Below are 20,022 nucleotides of genomic sequence, written 5' to 3' on the forward strand. Positions count from 1 at the left end.
ACGCCCCTTTCGCAGTCCCTGCCATCCGCTTGATCAACGACGTTCACGGGAGCCACCATGAGTGCGTCCACCGCCACCGCACGAGAGCGCACCAAAGCCGCCAACCGCGCCGGGTTCGGAGCCTTCATCGGCTCGACCATCGAGTGGTTCGACTTCTACATCTACGGCACCGCGGCCGCGCTCGTCTTCGACAAGGTGTTCTTCCCGGAACTCGAAGGACCTGTGGGCACTCTGGTCGCTTTCGCGACGTTCTGGGTCGGCTTCCTCGCCCGCCCCATCGGCGGCATCATCTTCGGCCACTACGGCGACCGCCTCGGCCGCAAGAAGACCCTGGTCATCACCCTGCTGATGATGGGCATCTCCACCACGGCCATCGGCCTGCTGCCGAGCTACGCCTCCATCGGGATCGCCGCCCCGATCCTGCTGGTCGCCATCCGCATGGTGCAGGGCATCGGCCTCGGCGGCGAGTGGGGCGGATCGGTCCTGATCGCCTCCGAGCACGCCCCCAAGGGCAAGTCGGTGCTGTACGGGGCGTTCGCCCAGCAGGGCTCGCCCGTCGGCAACACCCTGTCCACGCTGAGCTTCCTCGCCATCAGCCAGCTGCCCGACGCCGCGTTCGTCTCCTGGGGCTGGCGGCTGCCGTTCCTCTTCTCGGCCGCCCTGGTCATCGTCGGCCTCTTCGTCCGGCTGAAGGTCGCCGAGTCCCCGGCCATGGCCGCCCTGATCAGCAAGAAGAAGGTCGTCAAGCTTCCGCTCACCGAGGTCCTGCGCACCCAGCCGATGCTCATCGTCCTCGGCATCGGCGCCTGCACCATCGGTCTCTCGGCCACGTACTTCAAGTCGACGTTCGCGCTCTCCTGGGCCACGTCCGCCCTCGACTTCGACCGCAGCTCGTTCCTGACGATCATCCTCGTCGCCAACATCACCCAGATCGTCGTGCAGCCCTTCGGCGCGCTCATCGCCACGAGGATGAAGAGCTGGTCCCGTGCGGTGACCGTGATGCTGCTGCCGGAACTGATCCTGATGCCGGCGATGTTCCTGCTGATCCGTACCGAGAACTACGGCCTCGCGATGGTCGGCGTCGCCGTCGCCACCATTCCGCACTGCCTCTACTACGCGGCCCTCGCCGGCATGCTGGCCAGCCGCTTCCCGGCCCATCTGCGCTACACCGGCATCTCGCTCTGCTACCAGCTGTGCGGCACGCTCCTGGGCGGAACGACCCCGATCATCGGCCAGTTCCTGCTGAACCGGACCGGCTCGATCACCGCCGTCATCGCCTACGCGATCTTCCAGGTGGTCCTGACCCTCGGATGCATGCTGCTCCTGCTCAGGCGCCCCAACCACGACGAGCAGGCGGCCGAGCCGGCCGCCGCCCCGCGGACCGTGCCCGTCACCGCCTGACGCCTGCCCCCGCCCCGCAGAGACAGAAGACGCACGAGTCACTGGACCCGAGACACAAGAGAAAGGCCGGTCCTCATGGCGCTGACCGTGAACGGCATCCCGGAGATCCTCGCCCTGAGCGGGCGCGATCTGGGGCACTCCGACTGGAAGGAGATCACCCAGGAGCTCATCGACGCGTACGCCGCCGTCTCCGGGGACCACCAGTGGATCCACACCGACACCGAGCGCGCCGCGTCCGGCCCGTACGGACGCACCATCGCGCACGGCTACATGGTCCTGAGCTGGGGCATCCCGATGTTCGGGGAACTGCTCCGGGTACGGGGCGTGGGCCGCGCACTCAACTACGGCGTCAACCGCGTCCGCTACCCGGCGCCCGTCCCCGTCGGCAGCAGGGTTCGGCTGCACGCCTCGGTCACCGGGGTCACCGAGGTGGCCCGTGGCGGGGTGCAGATGGCCCGCGCCTTCACCTTCGAGCTGGAGGGGTCCGAGAAGCCCGCCTGCGTGGCCGAGTCGCTGACCCACTTCTACCCGTGACCCGCGCATGAGGGCGCCCCCGCCGGCAGATCCGGCGGGGGCGCCTTCGTACGCACCTTTCGCCTCAGCGCTTCAGCAGGGCGAAGTCCTCGGTCCGGGCGACCGGTCCACGGGGACGGGCCGGTCGATCACCGGTCTACGGGCTCACGGGGACGGGATCGTCGGCCACCGGCGCCACCGCCAGGTGGTCCCGCTCGGCGTCCGGGTCCGTCAGCCGGTTCAGCCGCGCCGGTACGTCGAAGCCGACCAGCAGCACCACGATCACCGTGCCCGCGAACGTCAGTACCGCCAGTGCCTGGCCCAGGTCCATCCCGGAGGCGAGATGGGCCCCGAGCACCGGGGCGACCGCCCCGCCGAGGGCGCCCACGTTGTACGTGAAGCCGAGCGCCGCACCCCGGGTCGCGGTCGGGAAGTGTCCGCCGATGTAGCGGGGGAGCAGCCCGGAGATGCCGAAGCTCGTCGCCTGGAGCAGAAAGAGCAGGATGCCGAGCAGCATCAGGTTGTTCTGCACCGCGAAGACCGGGTAGACGAAGGCGAGCGAGGCCAGCAGCGTCAGCGCGTACGCCTTCTTCGTGCCGATCCAGTCGCCCAGGAAGCCCGCGACCCAGCAGCCCACCATGGTGCCGAAGCCCGCGAAGTACAGCACGTCGGTGACCTGGTCCGTGGTGTAGCCCAGCTCCGTCTTCAGATACGTGGGCAGCAGGGCCTGGATGGGCCACGAGTACAGGAACGCGAAGAACAGCGTCACGATCATCGACAGGTACAGCACCCAGCTGCGCTTCCCGCCCAGCTGGACGGCGAACGCGGCGAGCGAGAGCCCGGCGATCACCGCGAGCACCGGCACCAGGCCGGCCCCGCCCGGGGTGAAGACGAGGAACAGGGACACCGTGGCGACGACGACGAGGACCGTGTTGACGGTGGCCCGCGTGCGGGTCAGGAACAGCGGCCGGAACGGGTTCGGCTTGGCGCCCTTGTCCGCAACGGACTCCGTCCACTCCTCGGCCTCGGGCAGCGCGCGCCGCATCCACAGCGCGATGGCGATCGGGACGAGGCCCAGGTAGAACATCCAGCGCCAGCCGAGCGAGGGCACCACCCAGTTGTAGACCTGGGCGGCGAGCACCGAGCCGACCGAGAAGCCGGAGATCAGGAAGCCGCTGGCCCGGTTGCGCAGGGCGGCGGGCCAGCTCTCCATCACGTACGTGGAGCTGGCGCTGTACTCACCGGCCATGCCCATGCCGATGGCCAGCCGGGCGGCGAACAGACTGGTGTAGTTCCACGCGAACCCGCACGCGAAGGTGCCCACCGAGTACAGCAGGATGCTGAGCACCATGGAGAGCTTGCGGCCGTAGCGGTCGCCGATGGCGCCGAGTACGGCCCCGCCCAGCCAGCGGGTGATGAACGCACCGGAGATCAGGCTGGCCGCCTGCACCGTGCTCAGGCCGAACTCGTCACTGATCTCGGTCAGTACGAGGGTGATCAGCACGAAGTCGAAGCCGTCGAGTACGTAGCCGATCCAGGCGGCGAAGAACGACTTCCACTGGGTGCGGCTCAGCTGGCGGTACCAGGGGAGCGTGGGGGGTGTGGTGGTCTGCACGGTGACTCCAGAGTGCGGGACGGTGCCCGGTCATTTGAACAGCCGTCCCGCGTGTGGGGACAGGTCAGGGCCGGGTGATGCCTGCCACGAAGCGGGCGGTCAGAGCCGTGGGAGCGGTGATGGCGGTGCCGACGACGACGCTGTGGGCGCCGCGTGCCAAGGCCTCGGCCGCTTCCTCGGGGGTGTTGATACGGCCTTCGGCGACCACCGGGACGTCGATCGCGGCGGAGAGCGCCGAGACGAGATCGAGATCGGGACCGGTCTGCTTCGGCGTCCCGGGCACATAGCCGGACAGGGTCGTGGAGACGAAGTCCGCCCCCAGGGCAGCCGCCGTGACGCCCTCGGCGAGGGTGGAGACATCGGCCATGACGAGGGCGCCGGCCCCGTGTACGGCCTCGACGAGCTCGGCGAACGTGGAGCCGTCGGGGCGCGGCCGGTCGGTGGCGTCCGCGGCGACGACGGCCGCGCCCGCCTCGGCCACCGCCAGGGCGTGCCGGACGGTCGGGGTGATGAACACCCCGGTGTCGCCGTCCTTCCACAGACCGATGACCGGCAGGTCGACGACGGCGGTGATCGCGGCGACGACCTCCGGACCGTTGGCCCGGATCGCGGCGCCGCCACCGGCGACCGCCGACAGCGCGAGCCGCACCAGGGTGGACGTCTCCCGCATCGGATCGCCGGGGGGCGCCTGACAGGACACGATCAGCTTGCCCTGGAGGGAGGTGGCCAGTTCCTGTGCGGTCATCGGAGAGCTCCCGGGTGGTGGAGGGGAAGGGTGGTGGTGAGAGCGGCCGCGCCGAGCACGGCCGCGTCGTGGCCGAACAGCGGAGCCTGCGGGACGAGCCCCCGCAGGGGCTTCATCAGCTCCCCGGCGAAGGCGGACCGCAGGGCGTCCTCGTACAGCGCGCCGATCCGCGGGACCCCGCCGCCGACGACGACCCGGTCGGGGCCGAACGCGTTGGCGAGCCCGCCGAGGACGTGACCGGCGGCGGCCGCGCCGGTGGTGATGGCGGTGACGGCATGGGCGTCGCCCTGTGCGGCGCGCGCGGCGACGGTCTCCAGCCGGTCCACGGGGGCGCCGGTCAGCCGCTCGTAGTGGGCGGCGATCGCGGGTCCGGAGGCGATGACCTCCAGGTGGCCGGTGGCGCCGCAGGTGCAGAGCAGGCCTGCCGCTTCGGGGCTGGGCAGGTGGCCGATGTGTCCGGCGATTCCGGATGCGCCGTGCAGCATCCGCCCGTCGACGGCGATGGCGCCGCCGACACCGGTGCCGATGGCGGCGAAGAGCAGCGATCCGTGGCCCTCGGTCTCCGCGTTCAAAGCGGCAAGCTCCGGTCCGGCCGTGGCGCGCACGTCGTTGTCGCACGCCACCGCGTAACCGGTGCGGTTGGCCAGCCCGACGCCCAGCGGGGTGCCGGCCCAGCCGCGGATGGAGTCGGTGGCGCTGGTGACCATGCCGGTACGGGGGTCGATCACCCCGGCCGCCGCGATGCCGAGCACCGCGGCGCTGCGGCCGGGGTCGACCTCGGCGGCGGCCGCGGCGAGTGCGTCGAGCACCGCCGCAGCGCCCTCCTGGGCCGGGGTGGGCCTGCTGTGCCGGGCCAGGATCGTGCCGTCCGCCGCGAGGAGTGCGGCGGCTGTCTTCGTACCGCCGAGGTCGAGACCGACGACACGCGGCCCGCCCGGTGCCGGCTGTGCCGAGGTGGTCATCGGACCGGCGGCAGACCGGCGTCGCGCAGCCGTCCGGAGACGAGCGCGACGGATTCGGCGGACAGCTGGATCTGCGGGAACGCGGTGTCGCCGCAGTCGATGACGCCGAGCAGGCGGAGCGCCGACTTGAACGAGCCGAGCGCCGAGGAACTGCGGCCCATGTCCGCCTCGGGACCGACGTCGACCATGGCGAACAGCTCGATCAGCCGCTCCTGCTCCCTCGCGGCCAGCGTCCAGTCACCGGCCCGCGCGGCCTCGTAGAGCCGTACGTAGGCCGCCGGGTCCACATTGCCGATGCCGGGGACGACGCCGTCGGCGCCGGCGAGCAGGGCCGCGTCGACGGTCAGCTCGGAGCCGGTGAGGATGCTGAAGTCCGGCACCGGGCCGTTGGCGCGGCCCTCGCGGCCGCCGAGCTCGACGATGAGCCGGCGCAGCCCGCCCTCGTCGCCGCTGCTGTCCTTGAGGCCGGCCAGGGTGCCGTCCTCGGCGAGCTCGCGGACCAGCGCGGAGGACAGCTTGCTGTGCACGGCGACCGGGATGTCGTATGCGAACAGCGGCAGGTCCACCTCGGCGCGCAGCCGGCGGAAGTGCCCGGCGATCTCCTTGGCGTGGGTGCGGGTGTAGAACGGCGCGGTCGCGACCAGGGCGTCGGCGCCCAGGGCAGCGGCGGACCTGGCGTGCTCGATGACCCGGGCCGTGGTGGTGTCGATGACTCCGGCGAGGACCGGGACGCGGCCGTCGGTGGCGTTGACGACGGTCTCCAGGACCGTGGCGCGCTGTTCGTCGGTGAGGTAGGCGACCTCGCTGGTGGAGCCGAGCGCGAAGAGTCCGTGCACGCCCCCGCCGATGAGGTGCTCGACGAGGCGGACGAGCGACGCGGTGTCGACCTCCCCGCGTGAGTCGAGCGGGGTGCAGACCGGCGGGACGACGCCGTGCAGCGGTGCGGTCAGAGACATGGTGAAGACTCCAGCTGATCGGGACACCGATCCGCGGCCTGAGTGGCTACCCGGATCGAGACGTGAGACGTAAGATGTCCTATGTCTGGCCTACCTTAAACAGATGCTCCTGGGAACGGTCAAGGGGCAACGGCACCTCAGGAGGATGTTGTGGCGCGGCCCACCATGGCTCAGGACATCGAGCGCTGGATCAAGGAACTGATTCTGGAGCGACGGCTCGCACCGGGTGACGCGCTGCCCACGGAGACCGAGTTGATGGAGCTCTTCGGAGCCGGCCGGGTGTCGGTGCGCGAGGCACTGAAATCGCTCCAGGCGGTCAATGTCGTGGAGATCCGCCGGGGTTACGGCACCTTCGTGGGCTCGCTATCCCTGTCACCGTTCGCCGAGGGACTGGCCTTTCGGGCAGCCGTCCGCCACCGTCAGGGCGAGCCCGGACTGGCCGAGCTGATGAAGGTGCGGGAGGCGCTGGAGGCGGGTCTCGTCGGGGCCGTCGCGGCCGGCGTCCCGGACGAGGACATCGAAGTGCTGCGGGCCCTGGTCGCGAAGATGGAGGAGGAGGCCGGCACGGGCCGGGTGGCACGCTCCACCGACCGGGCGTTCCACCTCGCGCTCTATGCCTCGCTGGACAACCACCTGCTCAGCGAGGTGCTCGACGCGTTCTGGGCGGCAATGGACCGGGTGCGCGAGGACCTCGACGACGGCCACCAGGACCCGTCGGTCACCTGCTCCCAGCACCGCGAGATCGTCGACGCGGTCGCGGCGGCCGACGGGCTGCGCGCGGTACGGGCGATGCGCACCCACTTCGACGGCATCCGTACGCGACTCGCCCCGCCGGAGCCGGCCCGGTCCGCACGTCTCTGACGGGCAGGCGCCCCGGCCGACGCCCGGCCGGGGCGCCGGCACCGCTCCCGGGCGTCACTCCCGCTGGACGCTGCTGTACAGATAGCTGTCGGCGCCGTTCAGCGTGGCGCGGCTCCATGCCGCCACCTCCGCAGCGCCCATCGCCGCCCAGTCCGGGGTCCGTTCGACCATGGCGTGTCCCAGCCTGCGGCCCAGGGCGACCAGGCGGGCCCCCTCGCCCGACCGCTCGTCCGCGTACCGGCTCAGTGCCTCGGCCGCGGACGACGACGCGCGCAGGACCCGCTCCAGGCAGAGCGCGTCCTGCAGCGCCTTGGTCGCGCCGCTCGCGGTGTGCGGCCGGGTGATGCTCGCCGCGTCGCCCGCCAGCAGGAACGGCGGCTCCGCGACCCGGGGCACATGGAAGTCGGCGACGTCGTGGCACGCCAGGGAGGTGTGCGCACCCCGGCCGACGATCTCGGCCCAGTCCGCCGGGAAGTGTTCCTCGGCGACGCGCCGCACGTACTCCTCGCGCCCGGCGCTCCACGACGGCGGGGGAGGCGGACCGTAGATGGCGTAGGCCAGCAGCCGGGACCCCTCGACAGGGCCCGGGATCAGGTAGAACACGCCGTGTCCGCCGCGGAATCCCAGCATGAGCCAGGCGGTACGCACCAGTTCCAGCTGGTGCGGGTGCCCGGCGAGCGCGTCGAGCGGGAGCGTGCCGCGCCACACCACGTATCCCGCGGGAACCGGCTGCACCTCCGGGGCGACGGCCGCCCGGGTCACGGACCGCGGGCCGTCCGCGCCGACGACGATGTCGTACCGCTCCTCCGAGTCCGCCGTACGGATCACGGCGCCGCCCGACGGATGACGCAGCACCTCGGTGACGGGCCGGCCCCGGTGATACGTCACGCCGTCGGCGTTCGCACGCAGCGCGCGCCAGAGCAGTCCCCAGTGACAGGGCGTCACCGCACCTTCCTGTCTGGCCAGTTCACGTGCGGTCCGCCGCCCCCGTTCCCGGGTGAGCCAGACCCGCGAGCGCACCGGGGCCGTCGGCATGCCGGCGTCCAGGTAGCCGGCCGCGACCAGCTCCGCGTGGAGCGGCGGCGGGACGACGATGCCGAACCCCCGGTCCTCCAGCGCCCCGTCGCTGCGCTCGTACACCGTGACCTCGGCCCCTGCCCTGGCCCCCGCGATCGCCGCCGCACAGCCGGCGACGCTCCCGCCGACCACCCCGATGCGTAATCCGGCTCCTGCCACTTCCGCCACCGCCTTCTCCGGTTGCTCCGAGACCTGCGCGTGGCGCCCATTGAACGGGGTGGCGGCAACCTGCGTCCAACCACCCCGCGGCGGCTGGACGCAGGGCCTTCGTCCGGGCTACGGCGTGACGGTCACCGTCGTGCTGCCCGAGGCCTGCTTGCCGTCCGACCGGTAGGTGACGGTGAGTGCGGCGTTCCCCGACGCGCCCGCGGGCACGGTGACCGGGACCTTGATGTTGGCGCCCTCTCCCGGACGTGTCGCCGGGAACGCCACCTGCTTGGTCGTCCAGCCGCTCGGCACGGTCAGGTCGAGCGTTCCCGCGCTGCGGGTGACGTCCATCCGGTTGACGACCCGGACGGTGACGTCCGCGGTCGTGCCGGCTTTCAGCGTGGCCGGTGGGGTGATCGTGATGTCGGCGCAGGTGCCGCCGAGCCACTTCAGGTCGAAGGAGGAGTACGTGATGTGCTCGTAGTTGCCCCGCTCGTACAGCAGCCCGAGCCTTCCTCCCGGCAGCCGGGTCAGTGTCGAGTAGGCCGCGGCACCCGCGTCGACGACCTTCTTGATCGGCCAGGTCTTCCCGTTGTCACAGGACATCTTGACCGTGAGGTTCTTCCGTGACGTGGCCTCGGTGTTGCTGAACAGCAGCCACGACGACTGCGGGTCCGAGGCCGGGGCGTCGGGGGCGTACCGCATGACCGAGGCGTTGTTCGCCGGGTCCGGGAGCTCGGTGTCCTGGACGAACGGGGTGTAGGTGACCCCGCCGTCGGTGGAGTACGCGATCGTCCGGTACGGCGCCGAGCGGTTGTTGAGCATGACCGTGCCGTCGTTCAGCTCCACGGTCTTGTTCTCGTCGCCGCCGGGGCCGACCGGGGTGCCCATCTTCCAGGTCGCGCCGTGGTCGTCGCTGTAGGCGCTGACCGCGTAGTTGGCCCCGTTGTTGCGGATGGCGTACTGCTGGATCAGCCGGCCCTTGTGCGCCCCGTTGCGCAGCTGGATGCCCTCGCCGGACGCCGCGAACATGCCGCCCCACGCCGGGTTCTTGATCTGCTTGGTGATCCGGCGGTGGGTCCAGGTCAGACCGTCGTCGTCCGAGTAGCTGTAGTCGGCCTGCAGCACGTTCGGGTCGGTCTCGTCGTTGCCGGTGGCCGAGCCGAAGAAGCCCTGGTTCACCCCGGCCGCGTAGAACACGAAGATCCGGCCGGTGGTCCGGTCGACGAGCAGGCTCGGGTCCCCGTAGCCGGCGGGGGCGGCGTCCTTGCGGACCACCTGCTGCGCCTGCCACGTCGTGCCGCCGTCGGTGCTGCGGCGCAGCACGATGCCGATGTTGGACGGCAGGTCACCGAGGGTGGGCCGGGCGTCGTACGCGGCCAGCACCGTGCCCTTGACCGAGGTGGTCAGGGCCGGGATGCGGTAGTGGGGGGAGCCGACCCCGTCGACGGTCAGGTCCTGGGAGGTGAGCGTGCCGGGTGCGGGAGCCGCGGCCTGAGCGGTGCCGGTGGTGGTGACCACCAGCAGGGCGGCACCGAGCAGGGCGAACGGGACTGTTCTCTGCATGGACGATCTCTCTTCTCGGAAGGGGTGGTGCTTCTCGAAGGGTGGGAGATTGGGGGGAGTGCCGGGGCTACGGGACGTGCAGGGAGCAGACCCGGCTGCTCGCGTCGAAGATCCGCAGATCCTTGATCATCTTCAGGGCGATGCGGTGATGTCCCCGCTCGTTGGGGTGGAGCCCGTCGTTCAGCAGGGTCAGGGGGACCTGGCCGCCGTTGCCGTCCAGCCAGTCGTTGTAGTGGTCGACGAAGACCGCGCTCTCCTGCGCCGCGACCTCGCCCATGACCCGCGCGTACTGCGAGAGGTTCACCCGGCCCGGCCACTTCGCCGGATCGACCGGGTTGGGCGACTGGAGCACCGGTACGGGGGAGCCGGGCAGGGCCCGCACCGAGCGGACGAGCGAGACGAGGTTGGCCCGGTAGGTGTCGAGGCCGAGCCCGGACGTCGCGATGTCGTTCGTACCGATCATGACCGAGACGACCTTGGGCGCGAAGGAGGTGACCCGCTCGCCGAACTGCGCGACGAGTTCGGCGCTGGTCGCGCCGCTCACCCCGGAATCGATCACGAAGTCGCGGTTCTTCGGCTTGCCCAGCTCCCAGCGGACCCGTTCCGTCCAGTGCTCCGGGTAGCTGCGCCAGCCGTTGGTGTGCAGTGCGCCGTGCGTGATGCTGTCACCCGTGATGACCCAGGTGGCCGGGGTGTTGCTGTTGAGGATCGTGGAGATCCGGCCCAGGTCGGCGAGATCGGGGCGGGGGCTCTGCGCGACCAGTTCGGTCTCGCTCAGCACCCGGTCCCAGACGGCGGCGCGCTCGATGGTGCCGGTGCAGAACCACTCGCCCCCGGGGTGGTCGCTGTCGGCGTTGCGCCCCAGCGCGAGGGCGGTCGGCTTGGAGACGTTCCCGAAGAACGCGTGCTGGGACGTCTCGAACACCGTGCGCCCGCCGGCGTGCAGCTTGGTGCCCGAGGCGTCGATGGTGACGGCGACGGTATGGCGCAGCCCGTCGTCGTAACGTGTCCGGGTCATGACATTGATGAGTACTGCGCCCTTCTCGCGTACGGAGAACTGAAGGGCGCCGCCGCTCAGGTCGAGCGTGATGTTGGAGGAGGGGGCGGTCGGGTCCGAGGCGCTGATCAGCGTCATCGCCTCGTTGTGGCTGGTAGTGCGGAAGGTGACGACGATGGTTCCCGCGGTGAGCGGCGCGAGTACGCCGGCCCGGTTCGACAGGTCGACGTACTCGCTGCCGTCCAGGTCCACGGGGGTGTCGTGGTCCAGGATCGGGCCGCTGCCCGAAGCGGCGGCGAAGGCGCGGCCGCCGAGCTGGGTGCTCAGGGCTGCCGCGCCTGCGGCGAAAAGCATGGATCGTCTGCGCACGGAAGGTGCCTCCGGTCAGGAGCGGCCGGCCTGCCCCGACGGCAGGCCTGCGAACAGGGAGTGCACCCAGGCGAGTTGTTCCCGCTGCTGGTACTCCGTGCCGCCCTCGTGCCCGTTGAACGCGTAGACCCGTACGTCCTTGGGTCCGGCGTAGCCGTTGTAGGCGGTGAAGCAGGTGGAGGGTGGGCAGATGTCGTCCATCATCGCGATGGAGAACAGCGCGGGGGCGGTGGCCCGGGTGGCGAGCAGTGCGGCATCGAAGTACGACAGCGTGGCGAAGACGGACTCCGTGCGGTCGCGGTGGAGCTTGAGGTATTCGGCGATCTCGGTGAACGGCGGGCGGCCCGAAATCTCGGCCCCACGGCGGAAGTTGCAGAGGAACGGCACATCCGGCATCACCCCGGCCAGCCCCGGGACCAGCCCCGAGACGGCCAGTGCGATTCCGCCGCCCTGGCTGACCCCGGTCACCACGATCCGGTCCGGATCGATCTCGGGCCGGCTGCGCACCGCGTCGACGCAGCGCACCGCGTCGGTGAACAGCCGCCGGTAGTAGTACGTCTCGGGGCTCTCGATGCCCCGGGTGAGGAAGCCGGGTACGACTCCGGCCGCACCGCCGTCCGGATCGGCGGTGTCGCCGCCCGCGGCCGACCATCCCTGGCCGCGTGTGTCCATCAACAGGTGCGCGTAACCGGCCGACGCCCACAGCAGGTTCTCGTGCGCCAGTCCCCGCCCGCGGCCGTACCCCAGGAACTCCACGACGCAGCCGAGCGGTTCGGCCGCCCCGGCCGGCATGCGCAGCCAGCCGCGCACCGGCTGTCCGGCGAAGCCGGGAACCGTCACGTCGTACGTGCGGACCTGGGTGAGCCCAGTCTCCACCGCGGTGAACACCGGCTTGTCCGTCGCGCAGGACCTGGCCTCGTCCAGGGTCCGCGACCAGAAGGCGTCGAAGCCCGCCGGAACGGGAAGCGTCGGCCGGTAGTCGCGGCAGTCCGCGAGGGAGAGGTCCGTGAACGGCATGGGGGTGCCCTCCTGGGGGCGCGGCGGGAAATGCCATGTGCGAGGTGTTGCACCGGTCATCAGACGGATGACGTCAGATGTCCTGTCGGCACACGGACCCTAGGCACCCGCCGCGGGGGCCGTCAAGGGTCCCCCGGGCCGGTTCCGCCGGCCCGGGGGGTCCGGGTGGGCCGCTCAGCGCCGGGCGCGGGCCTCGGAGATCCGGCGCCGGACAGGGGCGTAGTGCTCGCCGAGCGCCTTGATGAACCCGGTGATGTCGCCGGCCCGGGCGGCGTTCACGATGTTCTGGTGGGCGGCGATCGTCTCCGTCTCGTCGGTGTGCGTGAAGCCGTCCAGGTGCGGCGCGACGATCGCGTACACATCCCAGAACGCCATCGAGAGCTGCCCGATCAGGTCGTTGCCGAGCGGGGCGACGAGCAGCGCGTGGAAGGCGCGGTCGGCGGCGACGAAGCCGTTCCCGTCCTGGGCTCCGGTCGCGCGCATGGTGGCCACCAGGCCGTCCAGGGTGTCCAGCTGCTCCGGGGTGAGCAGCGAGACGATCCGGTCGGCCCGCCCGCGCTCGAAGAGCTCGCGCACGTCGACCAGGTCGGACATCACCTGGAAGTCGTCGTCGGGTGAGAGCAGTCCGCGGAAGGTGAGGCTCTCCACCAGGGCGGACAGGCTCAGCCGGCCGACGTAGGTGCCGTGCCCGTGACGCACCTCGACGATGTCCAGCGCGTTGAGAATTTTGACGGCTTCGCGAACGCTGGAGCGGCTGGCGCCGAGGGCCTCGCACAGGGCGGGCTCGGTGGGCAGCGGGTCCCCGGGGCGAAGCCGTTCTTCGAGGATGTACCGCTTGATGCCGTCGACGACTTCCTGCCGGAGCAGCTGCCGGCCGGGCCTCGTTCCGGACATATGTGAACTCCCCACCTCTTGACCCCTCTCGATTGTCAAGCTACGTTCCCACGCTATCAAGGCATCAGACATCTGACGTCTGATGCTTCAGGTTCCGCGGTCCCCCCGTGAGCCTGCGCCAGACCCCTGCTTTCTGCCCCTGACGCCCTACCTCAAGTCCCTGGAGGACCCGTGCCCGAGCTGAGATCAGCCGGTGTCGAGCGCCGCACCTTCCTGCGTTACACCAGTGCCGTTGGTGCCGCGGCCGCCATCACGGCGGGCCTTTCCGCCTGCGGTGGTCCGTCCTCGACCGCCAACGGCTCGACGGGCAAGGGCAGCGGCAGCGACCTCATCGAGGCCGGTCTGTCCTACCCGCTGTCGACCGGCTTCGACCCGATGATCACCTCGGGTGCGACCCCGTACGCCGCCAATATGCATATCTTCGAGGGATTGGTGGATCTCGATCCGGCAACACTCGTGGCACGGCCCGCACTCGCCACCGAGATGCCGAAGAAGATCAACGCCACCACCTACCGCGCCACGCTCCGCAAGGGCGCGACCTTCCACGACGGATCGGCGGTCACCGCCGACGACGTCGTGTTCAGCTTCGAGCGCATCCTGGACCCGAAGAACGCCTCGCTGATGGCGCAGTTCGTGCCCTTCATCGACACCGTCAAGGCCGTCGACGCCGGCACGGTCGAGTTCAAGCTCAAGTACCCCTTCGCGCTCTTCCAGTCCCGCATCGCCGTGGCACGGATCGTGCCGAAGAAGATCGTCGAGGCGGACGTCAAGGGATTCGACGCCAAGCCCGTCGGCTCCGGGCCGTACAAGTTCGTCTCGGCGACCCGCGAAGACAAGATCGTCTTCGAGAAGTACGAGAAGTACAACGGCGCTCACCCCGCCAAGGCCAAGAAGATGGTCTGGCGCCTGATATCCGACCAGTCGGCCCGGGTCAGCGCCATGCAGTCCGGCCGGGTCCAGGCCATCGAGGACGTCCCCTACATCGACGTGAAGGGGCTCTCCGCCACGGCGAAGACCGAGTCCGTGCAGTCCTTCGGCCTGCTCTTCCTGATGTTCAACACCGCCGACAAGCGGTTCGCCGACAAGCGGGTCCGACAGGCCCTGCACTACGCGCTGGACACCGAGAAGATCATCAAGACGGCCATGGTCGGCAACGCGACGGCCGCCACGGGCTACGTCCCCGCCACGCACCCCGACTACCACAAGGCCTCCACCGTCTACACGCACGACGTGGCCAAGGCGAAGAAGCTGCTCGCCGAAGCCGGCGTGAAGGACCTCAAGTTCACCGTCCTGACCACCGACACCGGCTGGGTCAAGGACATCGCCCCGCTGATCAAGGAGAGCTGGGCCGCGGCCGGTATCGAGGCCACCCTCGGCATCGCCCAGTCCGCCGCCCAGTACGCCAAGGTCGACAGCGGTGACTTCGAGGTCCTCGTCGCACCCGGCGACCCCTCGGTCTTCGGCAACGACGCGGACCTGCTGCTGCGCTGGTTCTACTACGGCTTCTGGCCGGAGAACCGCTACGGCTGGTCCAAGACCGCCGAGTACAAGAAGGTCAAGCAGCTCCTCGACAAGGCCGCCCAGGCCGGCGACGAGGCGACCCGCACGCAGCTGTGGGGCCAGATCACCGACGTCGTCGCCGACGAGGTGCCGCTCTACCCGATCCTCCACCGCAAGCTGCCCACCGCCTGGAACGAGAAGGGCCTGTCCGGCTTCAAGCCGCTGCCGACCACCGGCCTGTCCTTCCTGGACGTCAGCCCCGCCTGACCGGCGATCCCCGTCGGCCGTACGGCAGACCCCGCACAGGCCGCCGTACGGCCCGGTGCCCAGTCCTCCCGTCCGGTCCGGGCCGGGCCGACCCGGTCCGGACCGGACGGGAGACCACAGACCGGCGCCGCCCGCCGCGCGCCGGATAACCCGGTCCGGGACACCGGCCCCCCCCCGTTGTCCTGGACCGGATGACCGCCCAATCGCAAGGAACCCGACGATGGTTGCTTTTCTCCGGCTCGCGCTGCGCCGCGTCGCGATGATGCCGGTGATGATCCTCGGTATCGCGTTGCTCGTTTTCGTGGTGCTGCAGTTCTCGCCGGTCGACCCGGCCTACAACGCGCTCGGGGAGAGCGCCGGCCCCGAGGCCCGGGAGGCCTTCGCCGAGGCCAACGGGCTCAACGACCCGCTGCCCGTGCGCTACTTCCACTTCCTCGGCCAACTGATCCACTTCGATCTCGGGTCGACCGTCCCGCCGAGCCAGCCCGTGGTCGACCGGATCACCGCCGCCTTCCCGCTCACCCTCCAGCTCACCGTTCTCGGGCTCATCATCGCCATCGTCCTCGCCGTCGCGGGCGGCGTCCTGGGCGCGATGTACCGCGACCGCTGGCCCGACCAGCTCTTCCGGGTCCTGTCCATGGCCGGGGTCGCCGTTCCGTCCTTCTGGCTCGGTGTCCTGCTCATCCAGCAGTTCGCCCTGAACACCCAGCTCTTCCCGACCGGCGGATACACCAACATCGCCGACTCGTTCGGCGGGTGGCTCCGGACGATGATCCTGCCCGCCGTCTCGCTCGCCGTGCCCGTCGCCGCGTCGCTCGCCCGCCTCATCCGCACCGCGATGGTCACCGAACTCGACCGGGACTACGTGCGTACCGCCCAGGGCAACGGCCTGCCGGTCTTCCTGGTCATCCGCTCGGTGCTGCGCAACGCCCTCGTCACTCCGCTGACCGTGCTCGGCGTCAAGGTCGGCTACCTGCTCAGCGGCGCCGTCGTCATCGAAGCGATCTTCGACCTGCCCGGCATGGGCAAACTCATCCTCGAAGGTGTCACCGGAGGCGACATTGCCCTGGTCCAGGGCACCGTACTGACCATCGCCATCGCGTTCCTGGTGGTCAACGTCATCGTCGACCTGCTCTACCTGCTGGTCAATCCGCGCATCAGGACGGTGTGACATGTTCGCCACGGGCCGTCTGGCCAAGAAGCTCTCCCGACCGGGCGTCGCCTTCCGCGCCCTCCCGGTAACCTCCCGCGTCGCCCTCGGCGTCCTGATCGTCGTCATCCTCGGTGCCGTACTCGCCCCCCTGCTCACCCAGGACCCCCTGACCACGGGCACCCCCGTCCAGGCCCCGAGCGGGGACCACTGGTTCGGGACCGACCGGGCGGGACGCGACGTGTTCGCCCGCGTCGTGCACGGCTCGCGCTACTCGCTGATCATCGGCCTCGGCTCGACCGCCTGCGCCCTGGTCGCAGGCGCCCTGCTCGGCTCGCTCGCCGCCACCTCGCGCAAGCTCGGCGACGAGTCCGTCATGCGCACCCTCGACGTCATCATGTCGTTCCCGCCGATCGCGCTCGCGGCCGTCCTCGTCGCCGTGTTCGGCACCAGCATCCCGGTGATCATCTTCACGATCGCCTTCGTGTACACCCCGTCGCTGGCCCGGGTGGTCCGCGCCAACGTCCTCTCCCAGTACGGCGAGGACTACGTCGCCGCCGAGAAGGTCATCGGTGCCCGGCGCGCGTACATCGTGCTCCGCCACGTCGCCGTCAACTGCATGGCCCCGGTCATGGTCTTCGCGACCGTCATGGTCGCCGAGGCCATCATCTTCGAGGCCAGCCTCTCCTTCATCGGCGCCGGTGTGCAGGATCCCGACCCCAGCTGGGGCAGCGTGCTCGCCTACGGCCGGCAGATCCTCCTGGCGGGCGGCTGGTGGGCCACCTTCTTCCCCGGCCTCGCCCTCCTGATCACGGTCCTCGCGCTCAACATCCTCTCCGAAGGCCTCACCGACGCCTCCGCCGCGCCCAAGAGCGCCCGCGCGGCCGCCGACCCCACGGCGACCACCGCGCCGGACCCGGTCGAGGCCGCCGCCACCGTCGACATCGACGCGGCCCTCACCAAGCTCGCCCGGCACATCAATGCCACCGAGCCCACCATCACCCCGGTCCGCGCGGACGCCGACGAGCTCCTCGTCGTCCGCGACCTGGCGATCCGCTTCCCGGACCGCTACGGCGAGATCCCCGTCGTCGACAAGCTGAACTTCACCGTCCACGAGGGCGAGACCCTCGGCCTGGTCGGCGAGTCCGGCTGCGGCAAGTCCATCACCAGCCTCGCCGTCATGGGTCTCCTCGCCCGCAACGCCGAAGTCAGCGGCGAGATCCTCTACCGCGGCCGGGACCTGCTGAAGCTCCCGCACAAGGAACGCCGTGCCCTGATGGGCCCCGAGATCGCGATGGTCTACCAGGACGCGCTCTCCTCCCTCAACCCCTCCGTGCTCGTCGGCACCCAGCTCAAGCAGCTGACTTCGCGAGGCGCCACGAAGACCCCCGACGAGCTCCTGGAGCTCGTCGGCCTCTCGCCCGAGCGCACCCTGCGCAGCTACCCGCACGAGCTCTCCGGCGGCCAGCGCCAGCGCGTACTCATCGCCATGGCCCTGTCCCGGAGCCCACGCCTCCTGATCGCGGACGAGCCGACCACCGCCCTCGACGTCACCGTCCAGGCCCAGGTCGTCGAACTCCTCATCCGGCTCCGCGACGAGCTCGGCTTCGCCATGGTGCTGGTCTCGCACGACCTCGCCCTGGTCGGCGACCTCTCCCACCGGGTCGCCGTGATGTACGCGGGACGGCTCGCCGAGGTCGGCGACACCCGGTCGGTCCTCACCGACCCCGCCCACCACTACAGCCGCGGTCTCCTCGGCTCCGTCGTCTCCCTGGAGGCCGGCGCCGAGCGGCTCCACCAGATCCGCGGCGTCGTCCCCGCACCCCAGGGCTTCGGAGCGGGATGCCGCTTCGCCGGCCGCTGCGGCGCGGCGACCGACCTCTGCCGCACCACCACCCCCGCACTCACCGGGCGCGGCGCCACGAAGGACCACGGCTTCGCCTGCCACCACCCGGCCGAGGCCGCCGCGAAGAAGCTGGAAGGGAGCGCCCTGTGATCAGGCTCAACGGCGTTCACGTACGCCACAAGGCACGCAGCGGAGGCCTCTTCAGCCGCGACGCCGTCCACGCGCTGACCGACGCCACGCTGGAGGTCGAGCGCGGCGAGATCGTCGGCCTGGTCGGCGAGTCCGGCTGCGGCAAGTCGACGCTCGCCCGGGTGCTGACCGGGCTGCAGAAGCCCACCGAGGGCGAGGTCCTCTTCCACGGGCGCGACCTGTGGGAGATGACGGGCGCCGAGCGGCGCAAGGACTTCGGCTCAGCCGTCGGCGTCGTCTTCCAGGACCCGTCCACCGCGCTCAACCCCCGGCTCACGGTCCGCCAGATCCTTCGCGACCCGCTCGACGTGCACCGCCGCGGCACCCGCGAGGAGCGCGAGGCCCGCGTCGAGGAACTCCTCGACCTGGTCGGCCTCCCCGGACACACCCTGGCGGCACTGCCCGGGCAGCTCTCCGGCGGCCAGCGCCAGCGCGTCGCCATCGCGCGGGCCCTGGCCCTCGAACCGGAGCTGATCGTCGCCGACGAACCGACCTCCGCACTCGACGTCTCCGTCCGCGCCCAGGTCCTCAACCTCCTCGTCGACCTGCGTGAACGCCTCGGCCTCGGCATGGTGTTCATCTCGCACGACATCCAGACCGTGCGCTACCTCGCCGACCGCATCGCCGTCCTCTACCTCGGCCGCATCGTGGAGGAGGGGCGTGCGGCGGACGTCGCGGGCGCCCCCTCGCACCCGTACACCGAGGCACTGCTCTCCGCGACCCCCAGCCTGCTGGAGACCACCGAGCGCATCGTGCTCACCGGTCCGGTGCCCTCGGCCACCAACCCACCTCCCGGCTGTCCGTTCAGCACCCGCTGCTGGAAGGCCGACGACGAGTGCTCCTCGGTCTTCCCGGCGGAGACCTTCGGGTCCGGCGAACACCGCTGGCACTGCGTCCATCCCCAGACCCCCGCGTCCCCCTCCGGGGACCCGACCCCCGTACCGTCCGCAAGGAGCACCGCATGACCGCCCGAACCCCCCGCTATTCGGGAGTGATCCCGCCCGTCGTCACCCCGCTCACCGCGGACGGCGAGCTCGACCGCCCCTCCTTGGAGCGGGTCGTGGGGCATCTCCTCGACGGCGGTGTCAGCGGGCTCTTCGCCCTCGGCAGCTCCGGCGAGACCGCCTATCTGACGCCCGGACAGCAGGACGAGGTCATCGAGGTCATCACGTCGGCGGCCGCAGGCCAGGTGCCGGTCCTCGTCGGCGCGATCGAGACCACCACCAACCGGGCGATCGAGCGCGGCCGCCGCGCCGCCGAACTCGGTGCGGACGCGGTCGTCGTCACCGCGCCGTTCTACACCCGCACCCACGACCTGGAGATCGACCGGCACTTCAGGGACGTGGCCGCTGCCGTCGACCTGCCGCTCCTGGCGTACGACGTGCCGGTCTGCGTGCACAGCAAGCTGGACCCGGAACTGCTGCTGCCGCTGGCGGCCGACGGGGTGCTGGCCGGGGTGAAGGACTCCAGCGGCGACGACGGATCGTTCCGCCGGCTCGTCATCGGCGCCCGCGAGCTGCCGGACTTCTCCGTCCTCACCGGTCATGAGCTGGTCGTCGACGCGATGATGCTCGGCGGCGCCGACGGCTCGGTCCCTGGGCTCGGCAACGTCGACCCCCACGGGTACGTACGCCTTCACCACGCGGCGGTCCGCGGCGACTGGGCGGCGGCGAAGGACGAACAGGACCGTCTCGTCGCGCTCTTCGACATCATCCGCGCCGCCCGTCCCGGCACCGCGTCCGCCACGGCGGCCGGACTCGGCGCCTTCAAGACCGCGCTGATGCTGCGCGGGATCATCGCCACCAACGTGATGAGCCCGCCGATGCGCCGGCTGGACGCCGCGGAGACGGCGACGATCGCCGAATGCCTCGAGCGCGCGGGACTCTCCCTGGCCTGACGGCCGCGGGAGCGGACACCCGGACGTGAAAAGGTCCGGCCGGACAGCTTCGT

Annotated in this window: 17 protein-coding genes; 8 read left to right on the forward strand and 9 right to left on the reverse strand. The window is 70.8% G+C overall.

The window, feature by feature from the left end; genetic code table 11:
• The first annotated feature begins 57 nt into the window (after positions 1-57).
• Positions 58-1,401, forward strand: a complete 1,344-nt coding sequence (locus tag ACIOEW_RS05675; protein WP_401961604.1) for an MFS transporter — start codon at positions 58-60, stop codon at positions 1,399-1,401.
• Between the two features lie 75 nt (positions 1,402-1,476).
• A complete protein-coding gene (locus ACIOEW_RS05680) occupies positions 1,477-1,935 on the forward strand; it encodes a MaoC family dehydratase (RefSeq protein WP_362554037.1) in 459 nt (152 codons plus the stop codon).
• Positions 1,936-2,071: 136 nt separating this feature from the next.
• Here ACIOEW_RS05680 and ACIOEW_RS05685 read toward each other — a convergent pair whose 3' ends face one another.
• The 4 genes from ACIOEW_RS05685 to ACIOEW_RS05700 all read right to left on the reverse strand — a co-directional run bounded on the left by ACIOEW_RS05685 (position 2,072) and on the right by ACIOEW_RS05700 (position 6,192).
• A complete protein-coding gene (locus ACIOEW_RS05685; RefSeq protein ID WP_401961606.1) occupies positions 2,072-3,529 on the reverse strand; it encodes a sialate:H+ symport family MFS transporter in 1,458 nt (485 codons plus the stop codon).
• Between the two features lie 64 nt (positions 3,530-3,593).
• Positions 3,594-4,274 carry an N-acetylmannosamine-6-phosphate 2-epimerase gene (locus tag ACIOEW_RS05690; protein WP_401961608.1) on the reverse strand — a complete coding sequence of 227 codons (681 nt, stop codon included), beginning with the start codon at positions 4,272-4,274 and terminating at the stop codon, positions 3,594-3,596.
• Positions 4,271-5,236 carry an ROK family protein gene (locus ACIOEW_RS05695; protein ID WP_401961610.1) on the reverse strand — a complete coding sequence of 322 codons (966 nt, stop codon included), beginning with the start codon at positions 5,234-5,236 and terminating at the stop codon, positions 4,271-4,273. The genes ACIOEW_RS05690 and ACIOEW_RS05695 overlap by 4 nt, the downstream gene beginning before the upstream one ends.
• On the reverse strand, positions 5,233-6,192 hold the full coding sequence (locus tag ACIOEW_RS05700; protein ID WP_362554025.1) for a dihydrodipicolinate synthase family protein: 960 nt from the start codon (positions 6,190-6,192) through the stop codon (positions 5,233-5,235). Before ACIOEW_RS05700 ends, ACIOEW_RS05695 begins: the two co-directional genes overlap by 4 nt.
• A gap of 150 nt (positions 6,193-6,342) precedes the next feature.
• Between ACIOEW_RS05700 and ACIOEW_RS05705 the strand changes: the two genes are divergently transcribed.
• Positions 6,343-7,053 (forward strand): FadR/GntR family transcriptional regulator, encoded by a 711-nt coding sequence (locus ACIOEW_RS05705; protein WP_401961613.1) that lies wholly within the window; start codon positions 6,343-6,345, stop codon positions 7,051-7,053.
• A gap of 54 nt (positions 7,054-7,107) precedes the next feature.
• Here ACIOEW_RS05705 and ACIOEW_RS05710 read toward each other — a convergent pair whose 3' ends face one another.
• The 5 genes from ACIOEW_RS05710 to ACIOEW_RS05730 all read right to left on the reverse strand — a co-directional run bounded on the left by ACIOEW_RS05710 (position 7,108) and on the right by ACIOEW_RS05730 (position 13,120).
• Positions 7,108-8,298, reverse strand: coding sequence for an FAD-dependent monooxygenase (locus tag ACIOEW_RS05710; RefSeq protein ID WP_401961614.1), 1,191 nt, complete (start codon positions 8,296-8,298; stop codon positions 7,108-7,110).
• Between the two features lie 108 nt (positions 8,299-8,406).
• The gene (locus ACIOEW_RS05715; protein ID WP_401961615.1) at positions 8,407-9,843 is read right to left on the reverse strand and encodes an exo-alpha-sialidase; all 1,437 of its coding nucleotides are present in this window, start codon (positions 9,841-9,843) and stop codon (positions 8,407-8,409) included.
• 67 nt (positions 9,844-9,910) lie between these two features.
• Complete coding sequence (locus tag ACIOEW_RS05720; RefSeq protein WP_401961617.1) at positions 9,911-11,209, reverse strand: GDSL-type esterase/lipase family protein; 1,299 nt, start codon at positions 11,207-11,209, stop codon at positions 9,911-9,913.
• A 15-nt stretch (positions 11,210-11,224) separates the two neighbouring features.
• Positions 11,225-12,226, reverse strand: coding sequence for an acetylxylan esterase (locus tag ACIOEW_RS05725; protein WP_401961619.1), 1,002 nt, complete (start codon positions 12,224-12,226; stop codon positions 11,225-11,227).
• Positions 12,227-12,400: 174 nt separating this feature from the next.
• On the reverse strand, positions 12,401-13,120 hold the full coding sequence (locus ACIOEW_RS05730; protein WP_401961621.1) for a FadR/GntR family transcriptional regulator: 720 nt from the start codon (positions 13,118-13,120) through the stop codon (positions 12,401-12,403).
• 171 nt (positions 13,121-13,291) lie between these two features.
• Between ACIOEW_RS05730 and ACIOEW_RS05735 the strand changes: the two genes are divergently transcribed.
• The 5 genes from ACIOEW_RS05735 (at position 13,292) to ACIOEW_RS05755 (ending at position 19,969) form a co-directional block, all read left to right on the forward strand.
• Positions 13,292-14,887: an ABC transporter substrate-binding protein gene (locus ACIOEW_RS05735; protein ID WP_401961623.1), complete on the forward strand. Its 1,596-nt coding sequence runs from the start codon at positions 13,292-13,294 to the stop codon at positions 14,885-14,887.
• Between the two features lie 220 nt (positions 14,888-15,107).
• Positions 15,108-16,058, forward strand: a complete 951-nt coding sequence (locus ACIOEW_RS05740) for an ABC transporter permease (protein ID WP_362554003.1) — start codon at positions 15,108-15,110, stop codon at positions 16,056-16,058.
• A 1-nt stretch (position 16,059) separates the two neighbouring features.
• Complete coding sequence (locus ACIOEW_RS05745; RefSeq protein WP_401961626.1) at positions 16,060-18,033, forward strand: dipeptide/oligopeptide/nickel ABC transporter permease/ATP-binding protein; 1,974 nt, start codon at positions 16,060-16,062, stop codon at positions 18,031-18,033.
• On the forward strand, positions 18,030-19,037 hold the full coding sequence (locus ACIOEW_RS05750) for an oligopeptide/dipeptide ABC transporter ATP-binding protein (RefSeq protein WP_401961628.1): 1,008 nt from the start codon (positions 18,030-18,032) through the stop codon (positions 19,035-19,037). The genes ACIOEW_RS05745 and ACIOEW_RS05750 overlap by 4 nt, the downstream gene beginning before the upstream one ends.
• Positions 19,034-19,969: a dihydrodipicolinate synthase family protein gene (locus tag ACIOEW_RS05755; protein ID WP_362553994.1), complete on the forward strand. Its 936-nt coding sequence runs from the start codon at positions 19,034-19,036 to the stop codon at positions 19,967-19,969. The genes ACIOEW_RS05750 and ACIOEW_RS05755 overlap by 4 nt, the downstream gene beginning before the upstream one ends.
• Positions 19,970-20,022 lie beyond the last annotated feature (53 nt).

Source organism: Streptomyces sp. NPDC087901 (assembly GCF_044742205.1).
Classification (GTDB): Bacteria; Actinomycetota; Actinomycetes; order Streptomycetales; family Streptomycetaceae; genus Streptomyces.